The sequence below is a fragment of the Ktedonosporobacter rubrisoli genome (assembly GCF_004208415.1).
GTDB classification, from domain to species: Bacteria; Chloroflexota; Ktedonobacteria; order Ktedonobacterales; family Ktedonobacteraceae; genus Ktedonosporobacter; species Ktedonosporobacter rubrisoli.
On the sequence record NZ_CP035758.1, the window covers coordinates 4,180,087 to 4,202,903 of the forward strand.

18 protein-coding genes are annotated in these 22,817 nt (G+C 50.0%); 5 read left to right on the top strand and 13 right to left on the bottom strand.

Features of this window, described 5'->3' with window-relative positions:
- Positions 1-398: 398 nt before the first annotated feature.
- From EPA93_RS18455 to EPA93_RS18465, 3 genes are all read right to left on the bottom strand, one after another.
- On the bottom strand, positions 399-1,370 hold the full coding sequence (locus EPA93_RS18455; RefSeq protein WP_129888919.1) for a TerC family protein: 972 nt from the start codon (positions 1,368-1,370) through the stop codon (positions 399-401).
- Between the two features lie 226 nt (positions 1,371-1,596).
- On the bottom strand, positions 1,597-3,186 hold the full coding sequence (locus tag EPA93_RS18460; protein WP_129888920.1) for a sensor histidine kinase: 1,590 nt from the start codon (positions 3,184-3,186) through the stop codon (positions 1,597-1,599).
- On the bottom strand, positions 3,170-3,844 hold the full coding sequence (locus EPA93_RS18465) for a response regulator transcription factor (RefSeq protein ID WP_129888921.1): 675 nt from the start codon (positions 3,842-3,844) through the stop codon (positions 3,170-3,172). Before EPA93_RS18465 ends, EPA93_RS18460 begins: the two co-directional genes overlap by 17 nt.
- A 365-nt stretch (positions 3,845-4,209) precedes the next feature.
- Between EPA93_RS18465 and EPA93_RS18470 the strand changes: the two genes are divergently transcribed.
- On the top strand, positions 4,210-4,914 hold the full coding sequence (locus EPA93_RS18470; RefSeq protein WP_129888922.1) for a histidine phosphatase family protein: 705 nt from the start codon (positions 4,210-4,212) through the stop codon (positions 4,912-4,914).
- A gap of 225 nt (positions 4,915-5,139) precedes the next feature.
- On the opposite strand, the gene EPA93_RS18475 is transcribed toward EPA93_RS18470, so the two are convergent.
- Positions 5,140-6,339 (bottom strand): class I SAM-dependent rRNA methyltransferase, encoded by a 1,200-nt coding sequence (locus EPA93_RS18475; protein ID WP_129888923.1) that lies wholly within the window; start codon positions 6,337-6,339, stop codon positions 5,140-5,142.
- 277 nt (positions 6,340-6,616) lie between these two features.
- Positions 6,617-8,605 (bottom strand): glycoside hydrolase family 15 protein, encoded by a 1,989-nt coding sequence (locus EPA93_RS18480; protein WP_129888924.1) that lies wholly within the window; start codon positions 8,603-8,605, stop codon positions 6,617-6,619.
- A gap of 398 nt (positions 8,606-9,003) precedes the next feature.
- On the opposite strand from EPA93_RS18480, the gene EPA93_RS48500 reads away from it, so the two are divergent.
- On the top strand, positions 9,004-9,162 hold the full coding sequence (locus EPA93_RS48500; protein WP_165423233.1) for a hypothetical protein: 159 nt from the start codon (positions 9,004-9,006) through the stop codon (positions 9,160-9,162).
- Positions 9,163-9,433: 271 nt separating this feature from the next.
- Here EPA93_RS48500 and hemB read toward each other — a convergent pair whose 3' ends face one another.
- The 6 genes from hemB to hemA are packed head-to-tail and all read right to left on the bottom strand — an operon-like array spanning position 9,434 to position 15,689.
- Entirely contained in the window at positions 9,434-10,411 is a 978-nt protein-coding gene (gene hemB / locus EPA93_RS18485; protein WP_129888925.1) for a porphobilinogen synthase, read from the bottom strand.
- Positions 10,412-10,426: 15 nt separating this feature from the next.
- Positions 10,427-11,743 carry a glutamate-1-semialdehyde 2,1-aminomutase gene (gene hemL, locus EPA93_RS18490; protein ID WP_207229586.1) on the bottom strand — a complete coding sequence of 439 codons (1,317 nt, stop codon included), beginning with the start codon at positions 11,741-11,743 and terminating at the stop codon, positions 10,427-10,429.
- Between the two features lie 54 nt (positions 11,744-11,797).
- Positions 11,798-12,559, bottom strand: a complete 762-nt coding sequence (locus EPA93_RS18495) for a chlorite dismutase family protein (protein WP_129888926.1) — start codon at positions 12,557-12,559, stop codon at positions 11,798-11,800.
- Between the two features lie 2 nt (positions 12,560-12,561).
- Positions 12,562-13,434, bottom strand: coding sequence for a uroporphyrinogen-III synthase (locus EPA93_RS18500; RefSeq protein ID WP_165423234.1), 873 nt, complete (start codon positions 13,432-13,434; stop codon positions 12,562-12,564).
- Positions 13,427-14,383 carry a hydroxymethylbilane synthase gene (gene hemC, locus EPA93_RS18505; RefSeq protein WP_165423235.1) on the bottom strand — a complete coding sequence of 319 codons (957 nt, stop codon included), beginning with the start codon at positions 14,381-14,383 and terminating at the stop codon, positions 13,427-13,429. Before hemC ends, EPA93_RS18500 begins: the two co-directional genes overlap by 8 nt.
- Positions 14,328-15,689, bottom strand: a complete 1,362-nt coding sequence (gene hemA, locus EPA93_RS18510; RefSeq protein ID WP_129888929.1) for a glutamyl-tRNA reductase — start codon at positions 15,687-15,689, stop codon at positions 14,328-14,330. Before hemA ends, hemC begins: the two co-directional genes overlap by 56 nt.
- A 473-nt stretch (positions 15,690-16,162) precedes the next feature.
- On the opposite strand from hemA, the gene EPA93_RS18515 reads away from it, so the two are divergent.
- From EPA93_RS18515 to EPA93_RS18525, 3 genes are all read left to right on the top strand, one after another.
- Positions 16,163-17,641, top strand: a complete 1,479-nt coding sequence (locus EPA93_RS18515; protein WP_129888930.1) for a zinc ribbon domain-containing protein — start codon at positions 16,163-16,165, stop codon at positions 17,639-17,641.
- Positions 17,642-17,820: 179 nt separating this feature from the next.
- Entirely contained in the window at positions 17,821-19,206 is a 1,386-nt protein-coding gene (locus EPA93_RS18520) for a hypothetical protein (protein ID WP_129888931.1), read from the top strand.
- Between the two features lie 49 nt (positions 19,207-19,255).
- Positions 19,256-19,744, top strand: coding sequence for a hypothetical protein (locus EPA93_RS18525; RefSeq protein ID WP_129888932.1), 489 nt, complete (start codon positions 19,256-19,258; stop codon positions 19,742-19,744).
- Positions 19,745-19,811: 67 nt separating this feature from the next.
- Here the strand turns inward: EPA93_RS18525 and EPA93_RS18530 are convergent, their stop codons facing one another.
- Together EPA93_RS18530 and EPA93_RS18535 are read right to left on the bottom strand one after the other, a co-directional pair.
- Positions 19,812-20,393: a GtrA family protein gene (locus EPA93_RS18530; RefSeq protein ID WP_165423236.1), complete on the bottom strand. Its 582-nt coding sequence runs from the start codon at positions 20,391-20,393 to the stop codon at positions 19,812-19,814.
- Positions 20,365-22,287: a glycosyltransferase family 39 protein gene (locus EPA93_RS18535; RefSeq protein WP_207229587.1), complete on the bottom strand. Its 1,923-nt coding sequence runs from the start codon at positions 22,285-22,287 to the stop codon at positions 20,365-20,367. The genes EPA93_RS18530 and EPA93_RS18535 overlap by 29 nt, the downstream gene beginning before the upstream one ends.
- Between the last annotated feature and the right edge of the window lie 530 nt (positions 22,288-22,817).

The following is a 22,817-nucleotide window of genomic DNA, read 5'->3' on the forward strand; positions in this document are numbered from 1 at the left end:
GCCCTACTCAAATTGGCTAGGCGATTTTCTTTGCTATTACGCTTTTTGACCCCCATTTCTTATCACATCTATTGTAATAGAATTTGTCTACATACGCGTTAGACAGTACTTTTGGCATATCCCTGGCGGCATTCGATAAATACATTTCTAGTTATTTCTCTCTGCACGAAAGCTAGATTCGCCTCAAGCAAACCAGGGAGATTGTCGAGATGGCAAAGAAGAAAGGGTACCTCCGCAAGCGCCAATCGAAAGGAAAGAAGCTCGCTGAGAAACTAGTCAGGTGAGCAAAATGGAGGCTACAAAGAAAGTGAGACGCTGCTTTCACGCATCGGTAATTAGCTTGAGCAGGCAAGGAAGAGCCTTCCCAATGTACAACTACATTTAGGGAAGGCTGTGGATTATACGTCTGTATGGGATTGCTCGACAACAGACTGCTGCGCCTCCTCTACATTCTTAAGGCGCCGATCACGTATAAGAGAAGCAACAACGGCCGCGGCAAGGATCAAGGCAATAACCAGCAGAGACAAGAAGGTGGGAATGTGGAATATATCCACCAGCACCATCTTTACCCCCACAAAGGCAAGAATAACAGCCAGGCCCAGCTTCAGGTAGTAGATCTTATGGACTACATTAGCAAGCACAAAGTACAGAGAACGCAAACCAAGGATAGCACAAACGTTAGAGGTATAGACAATAAACGGATCTTGCGTCACGGCAAAGATAGCCGGAATAGAATCAACTGCAAAGAGCAGATCTGTAGTTTCGACGACAATCAGCACGAGGAGCAGGGGCGTAGCCAGCAGCTTGCCAGCACGCCGTACGAAGAAATGGTCGCGCTCATAGTTTTCTGTCACCGGAATGACGCGCCGTACAAGCTTTAAGATGGGATTCTTCTCAGGATGCACTTCTGTTTCACGCTGGAAGGCCATCCTTACCCCTGTAAAAATGAGAAATGCCCCAAACAGATAGATTATCCAATGAAACTGTTCTAGCAACGTTGCCCCAACCGCAATCAAGATGCCCCGCATAACCAGCGCCCCCAACACTCCCCAGAAGAGCACGCGATGCTGATATGAGGCTTCTACATTGAAGTAGGTAAAGACTAAAACGAAGACAAAGATGTTGTCTATGCTAAGCGATTTTTCAATCAGGTAGCCAGTAAAGAACTCTAAAGCTGGCTCCGGCCCTAACAGAAAGTATAGCCCGGCATTAAAAGCTAACGACAGCGCTATCCAGACCGCGCTCCAGATCGTTGCTTCTTTAAGAGAGATTACATGTGCCTTGCGATTAAACACTCCAAGGTCCAGAGCCAGCAGGACAAGAACGCCAAGATTAAACGCTATCCAGGGCCAGATACCTATTGCTAACATATTTTATGCTCCTTAATAGTAAAGCAAGACGTCCCTACCACCATCGCAGATGTCAGCATAATATATGCATATGAGCTGATTCTGTGATTTGACTGAAGCAAACCTGAGATAAACATCTGACCCAGATATAGCCTGGACTACCCTTCCTGGTATACACTACCCAGAAGATTTGCCTGGGAGCGCCTTCCGCCACGAGAAATGGCTGGCCCGTACAGAGATCCTGAAACTAAGCTAACGGCAACCAGAAACTAAAGGTGCTGCCCTCGCCAGGTACACTCTGTGCCGTAATCCGGCCGCCCAACTGCTCTACCAATGTCTGAGCAATCGAAAGCCCCAGGCCCGTTCCTTGACGCGTACGGGCCCGATCCGCACGATAAAAACGCTCAAAGATATGCGGTAGATCGGCAGAATCAATGCCGATACCCGTATCGCTTACGTGCACCACAGCTTCCTCCTCAACGCGCTCTAAGGAAACAGTTATCTGCCCTCCCTCATTCTCTTCATTCATAGGGGTATATTTAAGCGCGTTATCAAGCAAGATAAGCATGACGCGTCGAATATCCTCCTCATCTCCCCTGACGCGCACAGGCTCGATATGCCCAATCTCTATTTTTAGCTTCGATCCTTCTACCCTTAATCTTCCACGTAACTGGCGCACAAGTTGTATCAATGTATGGTCTAACTCTACAAGCTCATCCTTATATTCCAGGTGGTTATCTGCCTCTACCTCTTTCTGCGGCGTCACTGCTTTCCCCGTATTGGCATCAGAACGGGCCAATAAGAGCAACTCATCTACCAGGCGTGCCAGGCGCAGCGTCTCGCCGTGTGCATCCATCAACATCATCCTGCGCTCTTCGGTCGGCAATTCATCAAAATGGCGTTGTAAAAAAGCCAGATTTCCCTGGATCGTCGTCAAGGGAGCACGCAACTCATGAGACGCGTCGGCCACAAAGCGCCTTTGAGCCTGCGTGGCGCTTTCCAAAGCTGCTAGCATTTCATTAAAAGTGTCCACCACAAGAGCCATCTCATCGTGTCCCCGTGGCCTCTGTACGCGCTGGCTCAAATTACCCACATGCGTACCATGCACCGTAGAAGCGATAGCCCGCGCCGTCCTCACAATTCCGGCCAGGGGACGCAAGACATTTGTGGCAATAGCCCATCCACCCACCAGCGCTACCGTAAGGACGGCAAGGCCAGCCAGTCCGAGCAGAGCCTGCAAGAGCACAATTGTCTTATCCATATCGTCCAATGGCTTAATGATTAAGAGCACTCCAATCATGTGTTCGGAAGAATTTGAGGTGTAACTATGGGGAGCATAGATAGGATAGGCCCCAATCTTCATATGATCACGCGCCACGGTTCCGGTATCATATAATTGCAGTTCCCCGGTCTGCATCACCATATGTATAGCTTTTACAGCATTAGAGTTTTGCGAGAAGCGTGTGTCGCTATTAGTAGAGCAGCAGCGCTGTACTCCCCGCATATCAAAGGCGGCAACCGTGATATTACTATCCTGATTCAAATCGATTGGGGCAGGCAAGGGATGCTCTGGCCAGTAAGGAGGATTATGCTGCAACTTCTGCCTTATATTGACAACTGCCACCTTTGCATCAGCCTCAATGGTATGGGATACGCTCTGATTGATCGAAGAAATAGTCAACCAGAGCACAAGAGAAGCATAAAGGATAAGGGAAAGCGCGATTAAACCTCCATACCAGAGCATGAGTTGCACACGCAACGAGCGTACAGGGCCTCGGCTGGAGGTCAGTGTCTGCGATGTTCTGCTTATTGCCAGAATTTTATTCTTTAAAAACATAACCAATACCTCGCACAGTATGAATTAAGCGAGGCTCATCACTAGCTTCCAGCTTAGCACGTAGATAGCCAACGTAAACTTCCAGAACGTTAGATGACCCCTCAAAATCAAGCCCCCAGACCCGATCCATAATCACATCCCTTGTCAAGACCTGGCGTGGACGCCGCAGGAAAAGCGCAAGAAGCTCATATTCTGTAGGCGAAAGTTCTATTTCACGCGGCCCGCGGTGCGCTACGCGGGTGCCTGTATCCAGTTCGATACCAGCATAACGCAATACTTCATGGCGCTCAGACATATTTCTACGCAGCAGCGCTTTTACACGTGCCAGTAACTCCTCAGGAGCAAAGGGCTTGACCAGATAATCATCAGCACCTACTTCAAAGCCTTTTACACGGTCGGGAACTGCATCGCGCGCCGTCAATAAGAGAATAGGCACATTATCACCGGCAGCCCGTAAACGCTGCACAACTTCCAATCCATCCAAGCCCGGCAGCATAACATCTAAGACGATCAAATCAGGTGGCCGTTCCAGGGTTCTACGCAACGCATCGTCACCGCTAGACGCAATAGCTATACTATACCCCTCATAAGCAAAGATACGCCGTAACAGATCTGTAATGCGCGGATCGTCATCCACCACTAGCAAATGGGCTTTCATCGCCTCCTCCAGTTCTGTATAATCAATTTTTGATCGTTTCTATTTTATATAAAATACTTACAATTACACTCTCTTTAGCCTACTCAGAGTATATCATCGCAACGTAAGGAGAATCTGAGAGTAATCTGAATCATGTCTGAGAGCCTCTAAAGAGCAAATCAGGAGCTCAACATACATAATTTTCGCTGCCGAATTTACAGTCTCGATCAGGCAGGCAAGCGGCTTCATCTCTATCTTCTACGAGACGTATAGCCGCCTCTGCCCTTGCCAAAAGCCCTACACTTTTTTAGGATTATAAGTAAGAGTCATCTTGATGGAAGAATATTATAGCATCATTTCAGTGACCAGGAGTAATTAATAACGGCATGGAACAACAAACTTCTCAAGATCTTGTGAAAACTAATACCATTTATCTGGTACGTCACGGCGAAAATCAGGCTAATATCACCAAAGAGTTTTCATATAAAAAAGTTGATTATCCCCTTACGCCCAAAGGTGTTCAACAAGCCAGGCAAACGGCCCTCTATTTTAGGGATGAGCCTATCCATGAAGTCTATGCTTCGCCATTAAAAAGGGCCAGGGAAACTGCCGACATTATTGCACGTGAACATCATCTTCCCGTTACAATTATGGAGCAATTTCGCGAATTGAACCTGGGAGAGCTTGAAGATATGCCACCCACAGCCGAAAATTGGGCTCTCTTTGGGAGCGTAGTGAAGGATTGGTACAACGGACGCCCCGAAACAGCCTTTCCGGGAGGGGAAAACTATCATATGGCTCTTGAACGCGTTCAGGAGGGCTTGCAGGAGATTACACACAACAAAGTTGGGCGCAACATTGTAGTGGTCGCCCATGGCGGTATTGTGACTGTGGCGGTGAGTGGCATTTGTCAGAATCTTGCCGATGTTGTCACTATAGAGACATTTAAGGTCAACCACAACTGCTCTATTACCAGAATGGAGCTGCTTAGCAGCGCGGAAAAGCTTTCCGGCACCCTCACATACTGGGCTTCGCATGCGCACCTCTCCGGAGAAGCAGCTCTTCTGGTCAACGCCTTCCCTGACAAATAAATCGCCCTTTGACAATTTACCTGCAAGTCCAGGCCAGGTGACGAATAGTAAGAGTCATCCCAACAATTTTTCAGCAGGGGCTGCAAAGAGCTTGCCCTTTAACCGGGCTCTGGAGCCACAACGCAAGCCAGTGGACGCGCCACGATCTACCGGAACCAGGGCTTCCATCCTTTTTACCCCAGGTGCGCCGCTGCAGGCGGGACACAACAAAGGGGATGGCTCTTGTTATTCTACTCGACAGAAGACAGCTTTTAAATATCCTGTCTCTGGCATCGCCAGATTGACTGGATGGTCAAGGCTATAGGTATACTGCTCTAGCAGCTGGATTGAACGTCCCTGCCGCTGTGCACTTAACGAGATTACTCCCAGCAGATCATCTAGCCCTATGGCTCCCGAGCAAGAGCAGGTAAGTAAGATTCCGCCCGGCCGCAACACTTGCATACCTAAGGCATTTAGACGACGATAGCCCTTTAAGGCCTGGTTGCGCGCCTGCTGCCCTTTGGCAAAAGCCGGCGGATCAAGCACGACCACATCAAATTGCTCAGCATTTTCGGCCGCTGTCTGCAGATAATCAAATACGTCGGCTATAAGAAATTCATGGCGCTCTGGATCAAGACCATTTAAGCCAAAATGCTCGCGAGCCGCAGCTACGGCCGGGGCCGAGACATCCACGCTAGTCACGTGTGTAGGCTGGCTGCTCAGGGCTGCGGAGACGGAAAAGCCTCCCGTATAGCAAAAGCAATTAAGTACTCGTTTGCCAGCGGCATATTTCCGTAAAGCTTCTCGCTTATCGCGTTGATCAAGGAAAAAGCCTGTCTTCTGTCCCAGCCAAGGATCGACAATAAATTGTATTCCATTCTCACGAATGGCTACGTGTGCGGGCACAGCACCAGCCGCCACCTCTGGCTTCTCAATGGGCAGCCCTTCACGCCGGCGCGCCTGGCTATCGTTGCGCAGCAATATTCCCTCAGCTTGCGTCTCCTGGGTGAGGGCCTCTATGGCGAGTGGAGCTAATTGCGCCATCCCTGCCGTATGGATCTGAGCCACGAGAATGTCGGCATAACGATCCACGATCAAACCTGGCAGTTCATCTCCTTCAGAATTGAGCAAACGATAGGCGTTGGTTAGCTCCGGGTCCAGCACACTGCGCAGAGCCAACGCCTTGCGGATACGCCGGCGAAAAAACTCTGTATCGATCAGCTCTTCTGGATCGCGCGTCAAGATGCGAATCGCAATATCTGTCTGCGCATTATAATAACCACGCGCAACAAACTGGCCAGTTGCTGACTTCACGTCAATCAGGCCACCAGTCTCGACCCAGTGCGGTGCTTGCTGCAAAGCCCCCGAGAAGATCCATAAATGCCCATTCAACAAGCTCTCTTCACGGTGAGGCTTGAGGCTGGCCGTAGGATAACGAACTGACAACGCCGGCTCCTTATTATTCTAGTAGTCTAGCTTTCTATGGATTGTATGCAGCGAAGAAGGAAAAGAGGTCTGGCACCCTTACACATCCCGACCACCTTCCAGCTCACATTATGGCTATTATCGCATAGCTGTCCAGAGGCAGGACGGCCACTGAGTTCAATACTGTTTTCTCGCCAGGCCCACTGCACCCAACAAAACCGAAGGAATAAAAGAGGTGAGTAGCACGAGTCTACTCACCCCTGAAGACATTCAAGATATAAGACAACGATCAGACATTTTAACGCTTCTGTAAGCGAATTGCCGCAATAACAGGATCAGTATGATGCTCAGACAGGCGAATCTCAGCTTTACGTAAATTCTGCGCACTATTGATGAGCGCAATATGTGTAAAGGCCTGGGGATAATTTCCCAACGCCTCGTTGCTCTGTGCCTCAATCTCCTCAGAGAAAAGACCAAGACGTCCGGCATAGGTCAGCAAACGCTCAAAGAGCGAACGCGCCTCATCCAAACGACCTTGCATAGCAAGATTATCAACTAGCCAGAAAGTGCAAAGTGTAAACGTGCCTTCACCGCCCGAGAGGCCATCATCGGAGAGATAGCGATAGACAAAGCCATGTTTGTCAGTCAGGCTCTCCATGATTCGATCAACCGTCGAACGCATACGTGGATCGTCAGGCGGAATGAACCCGACTAACGGTAAAAGCAGCGTCGACGCATCCAGCGCGGCCGAACCATATGACTGGGTAAAAGCCCCGATAGAAGTATCATAGCCATGACAAAGAATATCAGCACGAATTTGATCGCGGATCATGATCCAACGTGGTAAATCTGCATCTAAATTCAGTTGTTGAGCCGCCCGAATCCCACGATCAAGCGCCACCCAGCACATTACTTTTGAATAGACATAATGCCGTAAACCACCACGCACCTCCCAGATCCCGCTATCAGGCTCCTGCCAATGAGCGCAGACATGCTCTACCAACGTCTGCATCATCTGCCATAGCGGACCTTCCAACTTTTCTCCATAGCGCTCAAAGCCGCCCTGACGTCGATACAGATGAATACAATCAAGAACCTCGCCAAAGACATCCATTTGCTTCTGCTGAGCCGCCGCATTCCCAATACGCACAGGGCTGGACCCACAGTAGCCACTGAGATGATGAAGCTCTTGCTCCGCCAACTCACGCTCTCCTCGAATCCCATACATGATCTGCAAGTCTTCTCCATCCGTATAGGACAGATTGCGCAGCCAGTGGGTGAATGCCCGCGCCTCAGCAGTAAAGCCCAGCACATTGAGGGCATACAATGTGAAGGTCGCATCGCGCAGCCAGGTAAAGCGATAATCCCAGTTACGTACCCCACCCAGCTCTTCTGGCAAGGAGGTCGTCGGTGCAGCGACAATAGCCCCGGTGGGCGCATAGGTCATCATTTTGAGCGCCAGGGCACTGCGGTGAACCCATTCTGAATAGGGTCCCTGATAGGTGCAGCCAGCCAGCCACTGACGCCAACAGTGTAATGTATGCGCCAGCTCAACGTCAAAATTACGCTGATGCAGCTCCACTTCAACCAGGCGCCGAGCCGCCTGAGCGCTACGCCCCATCCCCAGAGCAAAAAGCAGCCTTTCCCCTTCACGTAAGGTAGCCTGTACAGTGATTGTTTGATGCCACTCATCAGCGGCCTGAGCCACATCCATGGTACACGATGCTAATAAGTCGGCCCCGATCATCGCTAAAGCTACGTGTTGCTGCGCGCTGGAGATCATAGCGCCTTTATTATCAGCGATAAGAGCCACCTCGCTGGGCGTCGCCGCATAGTCTGGGCTAACCTTGAGCGACACTGTGACGGGCATCTCACCATGAGTACATTCCACAATACGTACTAAACAATGGCAAGAACCATCCTCGTGCGCGCGCCAGGTATTATTATTCATGGCTTTATAGGGCCATGCCTCCAGCGTCTCAACAGGCATAAAGTCAGTCAGTACAATTTCCCCAAAAGTACTGGCAAAGCGTGTCTGTAAGACATTGCTACCACGCAGGTAGCGTTGTGAACCAGGAATATTTCCTCCAGTTGGCGCAATCTGGAAGTATCCACCGTGCTCGGCATCGAGGAGACGGCAGAAGATGGCGGGGCTATCAAAGTCAGGTAGACATCCCCAGTCTACAGATCCATCAGGTGATATCAGCACCGTTGAATGACAATCACCTATGACTCCGTACGAATTAATCGGCTGATAAGAGCGATTGATTTCGTTCATCCCAACCATACACAACACTTCTCTCTTTTAAGTACTGGTTTTACAACATCCTTAGAAAAACCTTAAAGCTCCTTAGAAGATCATTAGAAAACTCTTATTGGAGCCTTATAACAGGAAAGAACGCAGAACCTGGGTGATAAGTAACAGGTTGCCGGAACTTTTTTTTTAGATACTATTTTTTGCTGATTACAGCTGGTTTCATCAGCCTTCCTCTATCTTTTCATCCCCCAATATTCCCCCCATTACCCCCTAGCCATAACCGCGAACATTCTAATATTATTCTAATAGACATCGATAGCAAATTACTGTTACCGTAGTATACAAAGTAACGTGATAAACGTATCAGCTAGCTTGTGATTTGTTGACACTTTGATTTGTGTTAACATAGCACATAGTAGAGGAAGAACATGCGCACTTTGCAACAGATGATGCGCCACCCGGCTGGCAGGATCGGACTGACAATTGGCCTGGCTCTTGGCTTTATGACTGCCGCTATGGGTGGGGCAAGCAAGGCACTAATGTTTGTAGGACTCTGCCGCTTCCTGGCTAGACGAATTACCCATTAAGCCAGGACAGTGCTTACTTTCGTAGGAGCAATGCTTTCGTTTACTCCTACGAATTTTTTTGTTATTTTTATAGTACTTTTTGGCTAGGCAAATAGAACCAGAGATGTTAACCTGAGCTTCCAATGGCTGGCGCCCCGCATGGCTCCTGAAGCCGCTTTATGCTCGATCGCCTTGACATATACGATCAGCAGGATAAGCCTTGCTGACTTATCCTGCTGTAAGAAAATTTTGCGTCTGCGCGCCGCCTAAATCTCCCAGATTATTTAACGCTTTATTCACGCAACCATTGCGCCAGATCAGGAGCAAAATAGGTAATTATCATATCGGCTCCCGCTCGTCGAATGCCGGTAAGTATTTCCATCACCACCCGTTTCTCATCGATCCAGCCGTTCTGCGCTGCAGCTTTCACCATTGCATACTCACCGCTTATATTATAGGCAGCGATTGGTAAATTACAATGGTCACGTACCTGGCGAATAACATCCATATAGGCCATCGCCGGCTTGACCATGACAATATCGGCCCCTTCGGCAATATCAAGATCTATTTCGCGCAGAGCTTCGCGAGCATTGGCCGGGTCCATCTGATAAGAACGCCGATCCCCAAACTGCGGCGCTGATCCCGCAGCCTCGCGGAAAGGACCATAGAAAGCAGAGGCAAACTTGACCGAGTAAGCCATGATAGGCGTCTGCTTAAAGCCATGTTCATCTAACGCATGCCGAATCGCCCCCACCCGACCGTCCATCATATCCGATGGCGCGACGATATCAGCTCCGGCCTCGGCGTGAGAGAGTGCCATATCGGCAAGCAAACCGAGGGATTCATCATTTTGAACCGTTCCATTATGAATCACACCGCAATGTCCATGGCTGGTATATTCGCAGAGACAAACATCAGTAATTACTAGCGTATCGGGTGAAGCAGCCTTTAACCGGCGGATAGCCTGTTGAATAATTCCCTGAGCAGCATAGGCCTGCGAGCCCACTTCGTCCTTCTCACTGGGCAGCCCAAAGAGCAAGACAGCGGGAATACCCAGGCTGGCTATGCGCTCGGCTTCACGATCCAGTTGCTGCAGAGGCCATTGCATTATTCCAGGCATAGAGGAGATCTTATGCGGCTCATCGATACCTTCGGCGATAAAGAGGGGATAAATGAGCTGATCGACATTCAAATGCGTCTCTCTTACCAAACCGCGCAATTTTTCATTTTGCCTTGTACGCCTTAAGCGTACAGTGGGAAAAGTGCTCATGTTTTGCTGCGCCTCCTACGCGCTCTTTTGTAAGGCAGCCTTCACAGCTTTCACCGTCTCTTCAAGCATCTCGTCTTCCAGGGCCAGGGAAATGAAACATGACTCGAACTGCGAGGGTGGCAGATATATACCTTGCTCTAACATATTCCAGAAGTAGCGTGCAAAATGCGCAGTATCCGAACGCTTGGCGCCTGCATAATCGCTCACTGGCTGCGAATTGAAGTAGACGCAGAACATCGCACCAAGGCGCACAATCTGAGCAGGAGCACCGGTATCCTTGATGGCTTTGGTAATACCTTCTCCCAACATCTGGCTCTTCTGCTCTAATTTTTCATACTGTCCCGGCTTACGCAGCTCGTTTAAGGTTGCGATACCTGCAGCCATCGCCAGAGGATTACCGGAGAGCGTGCCGGCCTGATACATCGGTCCTACAGGCGCTACCATTTGCATAATCTCACGTCGTCCACCGTATGCGCCTACAGGCATACCGCCGCCAATGATCTTACCAAAGCACGTCAGGTCAGGCGTAATGCCTAGCCGCTCTTGCATCCCACCGAGAGCAACCCGAAAACCTGTCATCACTTCATCAAAAATCAGGAGTGCGCCATATTTCTGCGTTAGCTCGCGTAGCTTCTCTAAAAAGCCAGGTTTTGGCAGGACCATGCCCATATTCGCCGCAATAGGCTCTACAATAACTGCGGCTATCTCTGTGGGATAGGTACGAAATAGCTCTTCAACTGCTGCGCTATCATTATATGCCGCGGTCAGGGTATTTTTTGTGGTCTCCGCCGGCACCCCGGGACTATCGGGCAAGCCCATGGTAGCAACACCAGAGCCAGCCTGGACCAGCAACATATCGGCATGCCCATGATAGCAGCCGCTAAACTTGATGATCTTGCTACGGCCACTATAAGCGCGGGCCAGGCGCAGGGCGCTCATGGTCGCTTCTGTCCCCGAGTTCACGAAACGAAGCATCTCTACCGAAGGCACACATTGGATAACGATCCTGGCTAGCTCGCTTTCAGCCTCAGTAGGTGCACCAAAGCTAAAGCCTCGCTGGCATGCTTGGGTCACAGCTTCCAGTACGGATGGATAGGCATGACCAAGAATCATTGGTCCCCAGGATTGTACATAATCCAAATAGTGATTACCATCCACATCGTAGAGATAAGCACCGTGCCCACGCTCGATAAAGACGGGATCGCCTCCCACGCCCCGAAATGCACGAACAGGGCTATTCACTCCCCCAGGTAAAAGATTCTGAGCCTCCTGGAAGAGCTGATGCGACCGCGAAAACTTCACGTTTTCCGTTTGCGTTGCTTGACTCTTCATCTTTTTAAACAGCCTCATTCTATGAGCCAGGCTTGTGCCTGGCTCTTGCTTTCCCTATGCGCCAATTGCCTCAAAAACATCTTCCAGAGTCTGGTTTACACAGATAAACATAGGTGTGTCGCGTAGAGTATACCTGCTAGCCTCGGACTCGCGCAATTCCTGAACAAGATCGAGGAAATCGGCCACGTTATCACCCTCAAAGGCTACGACGAACTCCTGATCGTCAATACCAAAGGAATAGGTCGTATTGATAGTGATATTAGGATATTTGACGCCCATACGAATATGCTCATCCATCATACGCTTGCGCTCCTGCAAAGACAAAGCATACCAGGGCCGTGTTTTCACAAACGGATACACAAAGAGATACTTTTCATCCCGTGGTGTAATCGTCAGGCGGGGATCATGGGCACCACGCGCATTCTTACCAACATAGACCGAACGCTTGGTCATAGCTAGAAAGGCGTGTGTCTCGCGCAGATAGGGACCCATCAGGCTGCGCCGGATCTGGCTGCTTAGCCAGCGCAAATCTTCGACATCGTAAGTCGCTTGCCAGATCATAAAATCACAATCGGAGCGCAGACCATACAGGCCATAGGTACGAATAAGGGCCTTCTCTTCATATTGTTTGCAAATGTTGAGAACCTGCTCGCGTCCCTGGGCGCGGATATCGACGGGAAGCTGCTGCCATTGAGGATCAAGTTTATAGAAGGTAAAACGTACCAGCTGACGGGGCTGCTTTGGTTTAGGCTGAGCCGGCGCTTCGGCAGGCTGTGTTTGTACGTTATCAGATTGTGCGGCTGTTTGTTCTATCATAGTCACTCCTCATAGTGGATGATTGCATCGACAAGGCCATCTATCGTAAACTCAGTGGCTTCGATATCTACATGGAGACCAAGGTCACGAGCCGTTCCAGCAGTAATAGGACCAATACAGGCTACCCTGGAGGTATCCAGGAGTTGCAGAGGGCTAGCAGAAGCATCGCTCTCACCTTGCCTACAGCTCTTAAGCCATTCAACGAAATTGCGTACAGTCGAAGAGCTTGTAAAGGTTAAAATATTCAGCTTGCCGGTTCGCAAGAGGTGCAGGACTTCGCGCCCCTGTTCATCATCATGGGCGACAGGCAGGGTCGTATAGGCTGCTACTTCATCGACAAGAGCTCCGGCCTGCTGCAGCTCAGCAACCAGCACTTTGCGCGCCTCGGCAGCGCGGGCCAGGAGAATATGTTGTCCCGCAAGCGTAGTGCCTCGCTGCTGTACATATTCCCGTAGAGCCTGGGCAACGCCTTCGGCAATATATTCATGGGGAACCAGATCCGCGCTAAGGCCGTAGTCCTGCAATACGCCCGCTGTCGCCGGACCAATTGCGGCGATATGGACATTATGCAAAGCTTCGGGCTTATAGCCAAGGGTCTGCAGGCGCTCCAGACAAATCTTTACGCCATTGGCGCTGGTAAAGATGAGCCAGCTATAGTTGGCATCTTTTGCCTCAGAGGGCAAGCAGAGGCGGCGTAAGGCCTTATCAAGGGGCTGCCAATCGCGAGGAGGCACAATACGAATGGTAGGGAACTCTATAGGTACAGCACCTAGCCCTCGCAGCCGCTCGCTAAGGCTGCTGGCCTGATCGCGAGTACGCGTTACTAGAATGCGCCTTCCCTGCAGCGGAAGGGCCGCAGCACTTCTTTCAGACACTTTGATACTCCTGAGCCATGCTTTTGGTATCAACCTCACTAATAATTGTGTCAGCGCCCTGAGCAAGCGCCTGCTCAGCCAGACTCACGCCAAACTGCTCTGCGCGTTCAAGACCAGCGGCTGCTGTCCAGGCCATCTCTTGCGCCACAGATACACGGCGCTGCCCATCTAAGCTCGCCACCATACCACGCAAGATCAGCTTACCATCTCGCACATCAGCGTAAGCGGCCACAGGCAAATAGCACCATGCCCCCAACCTGCGCATAAACATTCGCTCAGCAGTAGTTGTAGCCTGGACGATGGGATCATTAAGAGGAGCCAGCAATTCACCTATCTCTGGCTCATTGCGACACTCTAAGGCGATTGCTCCCTGTCCAGGAGCAGGCAAGAGCTTCTCAACGGAAAAATAGCTAAGCCGACCTGCCAATCGCTGCTGCATATCCAGACGATGCAATCCGGCTGCCGCCGATACAATACCATCATAATCGCCGGCTTCAAGCTTGCGCAGGCGCGTATCGACATTCCCACGCAAGGGTAGGATCTGTACATCTGGCCATAAAGCTCGTATTTGAGCTATGCGGCGCAAGCTGCACGTCCCAATGCGTAAAGGAGTGGGCAAGTTTTGGGGCGCAAGTCCAGATTGTACCTGAGCTTGAATTGTTTCATTGGCAACCAGGACATCCCGTACATCCTCACGTGGCCCAAGAATTAGAAGGCGCAAGCCCTCGGGCTGCATCGAAGGAAGATCTTTCAGGCTATGGACGGCCAGATCAATACGTCTTTCTTGCAGGGCATGTTCAATCTCAGTGACAAAAACCCCATCTCCACCTATTTGAGAAAGAGGTACGTTGGTAACGCGGTCTCCTGTGGTCCGAATCTGCTCAATAGCTATCTCAAGATCGGGCCACTGCTTGCGTAATCGTTCTACTACCTCGTACGTCTGCTTCATCGCCAGCTTGCTGGCCCGTGTTCCTATGATTATTCGCTTCATCATGCTCTTCCAAATCAAACAAATAGCGCATAGCTTCAGCATACACATGCCCTTGACCAGCCACAGCCGCCGCCTTGAGACGCAACATTGGTGTATGCAACAATTTATTCATTAAGCGTGTTGTTAGTTCCTGGACAGCCAGCATGTCGCGCTCAGTCAGTGTAGCTGAAAGGTGCTTCATGGTGCGGGCAAGTTCCTGCTGACGTACCTCATCGGCTCTCTGACGCAGGTCGCTAATTGTACCCACCACACTTAGCGAGGCCAGCCAACGCTCAAACGCTTCACTCTCTTCGGCAATGATAGCTTGTACGTGCTCTACCTCTTGCATGCGCAAATGAATACCTCTTTCTACTTCCATCTGAAGATCATCAAGGTTATAGAGATGTACACCTGGCAAATCACCTACCACGGCGTCAACATCGCGAGGTAACGCAATATCAATCAATAATAACGAACGCCCTGCCCGCTTCTGCATCACAGCTTGCACGAGTTCAGCAGTAATAACTGCGCGAGGAGCTTTGGTAGAGCTAATCACTACATCAGCTTCAACCAATGCATCCGCCAGCTCATTAAAAGAGCGGTGCTGGGCATTGAGGGTATTAGCCAGATCAACAGCGTTGGTCTGCGTTCGATTAATAATAACAAGTCGTTGCGCGCCATTATCACATAGATTGCGTGCTGCAAGCTCGCTCATCTGGCCAGATCCAACTAAGAGGATACTTGCTTCATGCAGGTTAGGGAAAAGATGGCGTGCCAATTGCACAGCAACATGGCTTATAGAAGTGGCATTGCGACTAATAGCGGTCTCGCTACGCGCTCGCTTACCAGCCACCACGGCAGCCCGAAAGAGGGCCGACATAATGGGGCCGGCATACCCTCCTCCCTGGGCAATCTCTAGAGCTTCTACTACCTGGCCCTGGATTTGGGGCTCGCCGGGCACAAGCGAGTAAAGACCACAGGTAACGCCAAAAAGATGCGTCACAGCTTGCTCATCAGCGAAATAATAACAATGGGAAGCCAATTCATCATAGGCTATCTGACGTGCTTCACTTAACACATGCAACAGAGCTGCTCTTCCTTGCTCAATCTCAGAGCAGATTGCATACAGCTCTACACGATTACATGTAGAAAGCAATACACATTCCCCTACAGTTTGTTGTACTTTACCGAGCACCTGGGGAATCTGACGCGTTGAGCAAGCTATACGTTCACGCAATGCAATAGGAGCATTAATGTGATCAACGCCCACAACGACGATATGCATGTAAACCTCAGAATTCTCAAACTAATTTGCAATCTATAGAGATTTTAGCGTTTTTTTGGCATAAGTCAAGGGTGCAATGCCTTGATATCTTATCAGGACTTCTCCTTATGTTAACTCAGGTGTTCACCTGATTATTTCTTTTTTCAGCTTAGCTTCCCTCCACCGTAGGCAGATAGCCATGCAAAAGGCTGTTTCTTCGCCAGGGTCCCGCACTAGCAGATGCTTCGGCGTAAATATCAAGCAGGATGAGAATAGAATATGCATCCATCGTCGACATCATCCCCTATGTTAGGATAAAATGACCGCTTGACAATAAAATATTGATACATCTAATCTATTAATTCGTTAGAGCAAACAGAGGCTGGACCCTTTATTTTATCAAGACCGCAGATGTATGTATCCAATTCTTAATTTTCCAACCGGTCCAATTAGCTATGCCTCTAGAACTCATGTTAGAGAAAAGGTAATAATGTATGCAGCACTGTCCCAGATGTAAATTTGCTATATCATCCACTGCGCGCTTTTGTGCCAGATGCGGTTTAAAACTCTCGGAGACCAACCAGAACCCTCCCTCGGCAGCTCTAGCCAAACCAGCAGTGCCCACTAAACCACTTTCTATATCAGGACCGCTGCCCTCAGAAAGTACTACAATTCAACAAGCTGACAAGAAGGCTTCCACCGCAGGCTCAGTTTCAGGTCCTCTCACTCCCTCTTCTGCTCGGGGTGCGTCAGAGCAGGTCGAGGCTCCCCTATTAGCCTCCAAAAACGAGCAGGAGACAATCCAGCCAGTTAATACACCTTCCACGGCTTCTATCTCTGATCAAGCAGAGCAGGGTGCAGAGGCAAAGGCCCTCCCAGCTCCCACTTCTGAGCAGGATGCCACGCAAACTCAGGAAGCTAAGGAAGACAAGGCAGAAACTACAAAAAAGTCAACCCGGTCCACAGCCCCACTATCCACCTCCACCGGCCCCCTCACGGGACAATCCCATATCTCCGGTCCCTTGCCATCTCCTTCTCCAGCTGCAGAGAAACACAAGCAAGTGGCTACAGTTTCTGGCTTGCAAGCTGCTGAGAAGCTACAGACAGACGTTTCTGAACAAGATGAAACATTAGCCACAAACGCTGGCACCATTCTCTCATCAGGGAAACAGGCAAAAGCGCCTGCCCCCAAACAGAGCGCAACGCCTGAAACAGGCGAAATGACAGCCAGGGCAGCACTTCGCTCGACCACTAGAGATTTAAAGCCAATTATTAGCAGTGAAACAGATGTGACCACCGAAGCTCAAGCAGACCAGCAAGCTATCAAATCCGGCCAGGCAGAAGCAGAAGATGAGCCTTCCCACAAAATCTCTTCCTCGGATGAGGAAGAAGACATCCCAGACTCCGGTAAAGAGGATATAGCCACAACTTCCAGGCCAGTATCCGGGCCTCTCGACGCTTCCCAGGTGGCTAAATCCACGCGCAAAAGTATAGTCCCTAAGCGCCCTACAGGGCCTATCCCACCACGCCCAACAACCCAGAAAGAAGCTCAAGCCGCATCTTCTTCCCGCTTTCGCGTCCCCTCGCGTCCATTATCCTCATCCCCGAACTTCCCTCCTGTACCAGAAACTCCACATATAGACCAGCCGCGAAAATCCTCTACCGCACCTTTGCAAGAGGAAGGGCAGGGCCAGCAAGAGCAAGAGGGATCAAGTTTCCTCCCTGTGCCGGAAACTCCCGCTCCGCAGTCGCTAGAAACTGAAGAGAGGAACACACTTCCCACTATTCCTGAGACGCCCTATCCCTCTATGCTAGAGGCCACTTATCCATCCACCGAAATAGAAGAGCCACAAGACATCGCAGATCAAGCAACCAGGCCTTACGCAGCCCACAAAGACGAAGAGCAGGAAGCTCAAAGTCAACAAGAGCCAGAACAACCAGTGACTTCAAGCTATCCCCCTCTCAATCAGTAGAGGTAGTCCGTACTTCTACGCCTCCGCCTCCCAGGCTTAAACCCGGCGGCGAAGCGAAAAAGGCCGATGACGCGGAAGGCGAAGAGCACAAGCCTGAGTACCTACCCCAGCCTGTTGAGATTATACGCGCATCTACACCACGGAAAGAGGCTTCTGAAGAACCTGTTGCCAACGTCTACGTGGAAACTGCTCCTATACATGGGCAAACTCAGGCTCAAATAGAACAAGGAGCTGATCCCTACTATGTCCTGCTGAATCTCGAAAGTCTGGCCACAACCAACGAAGCAGCCGAGCAGTGGCGCAAAGGATGGCGCGATAGGCAGAGGGCCGAAGCCGGTCCAGCTGTAGGTATTCCCCGGGGACAGGCAAGCGTATCTCAACCCCTCATGGCCATGCAACATAGCCTGGCAAGGATGCGGGCAGTCATTCTTGAACAAAGCAAAAAGGCCGAGCAAAGCCTGGGACCCAATGTTCGCTTCTGGTTTACCATCGCGAGCATGAGCTTCCTCATCGTCCTTCTAGGAGCTTACCTTCTCTGGTCATTTCTTCCAGGGTCCCAATTCGCCTCTCAGAGCATAACCGCGGCAGTGTCAGGGCCTCCCCCTATACTGGCCTTGCAGAATAGCACAACGTCAAGTTTTACTGCCGGCCAGGAACTGCGCATCCAGGGGGCATACTTTAATGCGCATAGCACAGTTAATTTCCTTCTCGGTTCCACACGGCTGCAAGATACAGCCCAGAGCACGGCCCAGGGAACCTTTACGACAGAAATACATTTACCTGCAACATTGCTAGCAGGCAGCTATGCCCTTCAGGCCCAGGATCATCATACTGGTCAGAATGCGTTCTTGAGCCTGACGATTTTGCCGCGCCTCGACGCAACCATAAACACGACGCCTTTAGAATTTATCACACCAGGAGGTCCCATTTCAGACGGCCTGCCTTTTGCGATCGCCCGCGGGAATAACACGCCCTCAACCCGCCAGATTACAATAATTAATACCAGCGGGGCTCCGCTACAATGGAATGCCACAGCTCTTGCCGATAACAACTTAAGTTGGCTAAGCATAGACAATGGCAAATCAAGTGGCACGCTGCCAGCCCAGGGCACAGATACTATTACTATCAGCGCAACGGCAACCGATCTTGCCAGTAGTTCTACTCCATATATGGGGCATCTTATCTTCACAGTAGGCAAACAACAAGCTGTTATCCCCGTTTCGTTACGCGTGCCGGCAACCGGTAATGAGGTAATCGTCAGTTCCATACCAATGAGCGCTGTCATTCAACCTGGTGGAGGTTGTCTGCCCACAGCTCTGACATTTATCAATCTTGGCAATGAGAAAGTAGAGTGGCAAGCTACAGTCAATCCAAGCGATAGTATGTATATCCATCTTGATAAGAGCATTAGCTCGCATGGTACACTACAGCCGAGCGGCCAGGATGGAGATACAGCGGCAACCTATCTCACCTGCACAGGTGTACATATAGGAGAAAACCTATATCATATCACCGTGCAGTATAATGGCATTACGCAAGACGTACCTGTTAGCGTTTTATCCTGATATCCAATGCCTGCGGTAGGCGGCTATTCGTTTTCGGGAGGGTTGTAATATGTTTGGCATTGATCCTAATATTATTGCTATATTCTGTGTTGTTTTCATTGGCCTGGGAATATTTAACATTTTTTCAGGCCTGAAAAAATTGCGCATCGCTCGTGCTCAGGGGCAGAAGACAACGTGGTATAAACAATTGAGCATCCTGACAGGAGCCGAGTATATACTGCTTGCTATCGCTTTTCTGGTTAGCCTCAGTTTTTCCTACCATTGGCTCCCCAGTTCGTGGAACGGAATTATCACACCATTTTACCTGGTAGTTCTTTTCTCTTCAGCTATCCTGGCCGGCATCGTCATCTTCCAGAGCATTAACAGCAGACAGCGAAGACGGGCGACCCAGGGAGTCCAGACAACTCCACAAAACATAGTTAGCAGCCCAGATGAAATGACGCCTGAACAAAGAGCCGCCTACAGGCAAAGACGGCGTGAACGCCGGCAAAAAGCCGCCACGGCTCGCCGCCGTCGCACCGGTAGGGTGCAAAGATAGAAGCAATTCAACCCCAGGTTTCCATCACCTGGGGGATCGCTTCCTCATCAGCACGTTTTAGCATCATTCAAATTCTTTTTTCCTTGCACTCTTCTTGGAGAAGAGTAAAGCGTTGTTGGTTGCCCTTACACTCAATAGAAATGCTTTCTTGTTGTGCCCGGAATACGACACGATTCATGACCATAAAGTTGATCCATGCCGCTCCACAAATCCCCAGCGCAGAAGCCAGAAATGCTGGAAGGTATCGACTGGAGAGCGTAAAGAGAAGCAGATCAAGGAGCGCAGTACCAGCAATAGAGCCATGAAACATGATCCATCGCTTCAGAAGCGTTGGTGCCTCTCCCGAAGATATACTACGATCTCGCCAAGTAAACAAGTGGCTCAGGGCAAAGTTGACCTGAGCTGATAGGAGAAAAGCTACACTATTCGCTGGCAGTTCACCCCATCCCCACCGCAACCACATGTTTAACAAGGCAAGCTGCAATAGTCCTGTTATCCCTCCTATACAGAGGAAGCGTACAGGACGAGCCTGCCTGGTAAAAAACCAGAGCAACAAATGGCAGAAAAAAGCTTCAAGGTTACCTGGGGCGGTGAAGCCACGGCCGCTCTCTTGCTTCTGGTCACACTGTCCATCGTTTCCAAGAGACATTAGAAGAGTTCCCTCCCTCCATAAAATGAACTCTACCTGCAGGCATCTGGGCACAATCGAATAATTGCTCAAAGGTACTTTCTGATGCCTCTGCTTGCCAGAGCTGCGGGGAAACCAATGCGCATTGCCTCCTGACCCATTGCATAAGCTCATCGTTATTCCCTACACTACCTCCCATCATGGACGCTACGAGCGTAGAGGTAGGCAAGAGAAAAAATCGTACGGTTCCCTTGTGAAGCAAATCTGAGATTTGTGCTACCGAGAAGACGGGATCTCTTCCCGTAAAGCCTCCTAGAGCTAACACAGGCTGGCTTGTAGCCAGAATAATTGGGGAGGCCGAGAGTGCATTAAGCGTGACTAGCAAAACGCGTGTCTTCCCACGAGCATGCTGCACATATTGGAGTAATTTAGGATTTGTATCAGGGAACATTCCCTGAGAGCTGATCACAGATTTTACTTGTGTTGGGGTACTATTCCAAGCAGGGCCTGCGACAGGAAACTCCGGGTCAGCACCTAACCAGACAGAAATAGCACTCCAGAGCGCCGGAGTAAGGAGCAGTAACAGCAATCCTACACTCACAACGAAGCCTGGTATCTGAGGCAAAATACTCAAGGTGGATAGGCGAGTAACTGCCAGGATTATGGCCACTAAGAGCTCGAAACAGAGTATTACCGGGACAAGCACCTGACTCCATGCGGGAAAGTGAGCCAGAAGAGCGCATTGTTCCACGGTAGTCACCAGGATAGCCAGCAGGAGTCCCCAACCAAGCCAGCCAGGACGCCTAAATTGTCGCCAGAGCGCCACTATGCCAATCCCAACCAGCGCACTGAGCGCTGGAGCAAGCATCACAAGATAATAGGCGTAAAAATAGCCTGCCAGGCTAAAAAAAATGAGCATAGTAAGCAGCCAGACACTCCAAAGTACCAGCCCTTGCTGCCGTGGTTGCAGAGGAAAACGCCACAGCCGATGCCGACATGCTTCAGCAAATAGCCCAAAGATAGCCAGAGGAAGCAACCAACTTATTTGCCCTCCGGGCGGTTCCTGAAGGAGACGAAATGGCCCTGGCTCTCCCACGCCTGCTGCAGCCGATCCAGACAACATTGACATCTGTTGTTGCTGTCTACTAGCTGCTGGCTGTTCCTGCGTCATGCCTGTAATGCCGAGCAAACGAAAGATGCCATTGTATCCTAGAGCTAGACTAACCTCCGAATTATCGGTGCTTGAGCCCACGTAGGGGCGCTGCGCTGCAGGAGTCATATCGACAGCTAAAGACCAGGACAGGGAGATAACCAGGAGAACAACTGCAGCTAAAGCAAGTTGCCCTAGACGTCTGCGCATGGAAAGAGACGAGCCTAAAAGATAGAGAATGGTAAGGGCGGGAATCACTAAATATGCCTGTAACATCTTAATGTTAAAACCCAACCCAAGTAGAAATGCTCCCAATAACAGCCAGCGCAAATGTCCAGTTTCACAGGCATGCCAGACGGCCCAGGCGGTCAGTAAGAGAATAAGCACAAGCATACTATCTATTGTGTTATTGCGACTGGTCACGACGCTAATAGGAGTGAGAGCAAGAGTCAAGCCAGCTAGCAACCCGGCCACAGAACCAAAGTAATGGCGCACAAGCTGAGCAAGTATGATAACGGAAAGACTTCCGGCACTAGCTTGAGGAAAAGCCAAACTCCATCCACTAAGACCAAAGAGCCTGGCACTCGCTGCCTGGAGCCAAAAGCCCAGCGGCGGTTTATCTACCGAGACAAAGCCGCCAGGATCGAAAGAGACGAAGAAAAAATTATGCCAGTTCATGAGCATGCTTTTCACTGTCGTTGCATAATAGAGGTTGCCATAGCCCTGCTGGCCCAGGTAAAGAAAATTAAAGCAGATTGCAAGCAAAAAGAGAGCTCCTAAAGCGAAATAGTACCAATAGGAACTCATCGCTTCAGAACAACAGCGCCTTGTTTTCCAAAGGGATGCCTGCCTTGAAGTCACAGGATACATCTCCAATTTCTCTTATCATATCTTAAGCATGAATTATGCCTATGTTATCCTTTTTCTTCAATCGATGAAAGATAGCTAACTTTCTCATAACTCCTTAGATATGCAGCTAAGGCGCTAAAGCTATGCTGTCTTCATCACCTTGCACACAAGGAGACAAAAGGGATATCATAAAGGGCAAAAATATCATGCTGCTAATATGCAGATAATCCTCAAAAATCTCTGACAAAAGAGATTCTATAGGAGATTTTTACGGCACGTCAAGAGATTTCTCCTGGATATTTTATCAGGGCCTGTCTGCTAGCCAGCTCAGGTATTCACCTTACTTTTCATCAGGTTCTACCTTCCATGCCCACAAGAGAGCTAAAAGCAAATGCCGCATTTTGAGCATAGCAAAGCGAAATATCTATAAATAGCAGGTGGAAGAT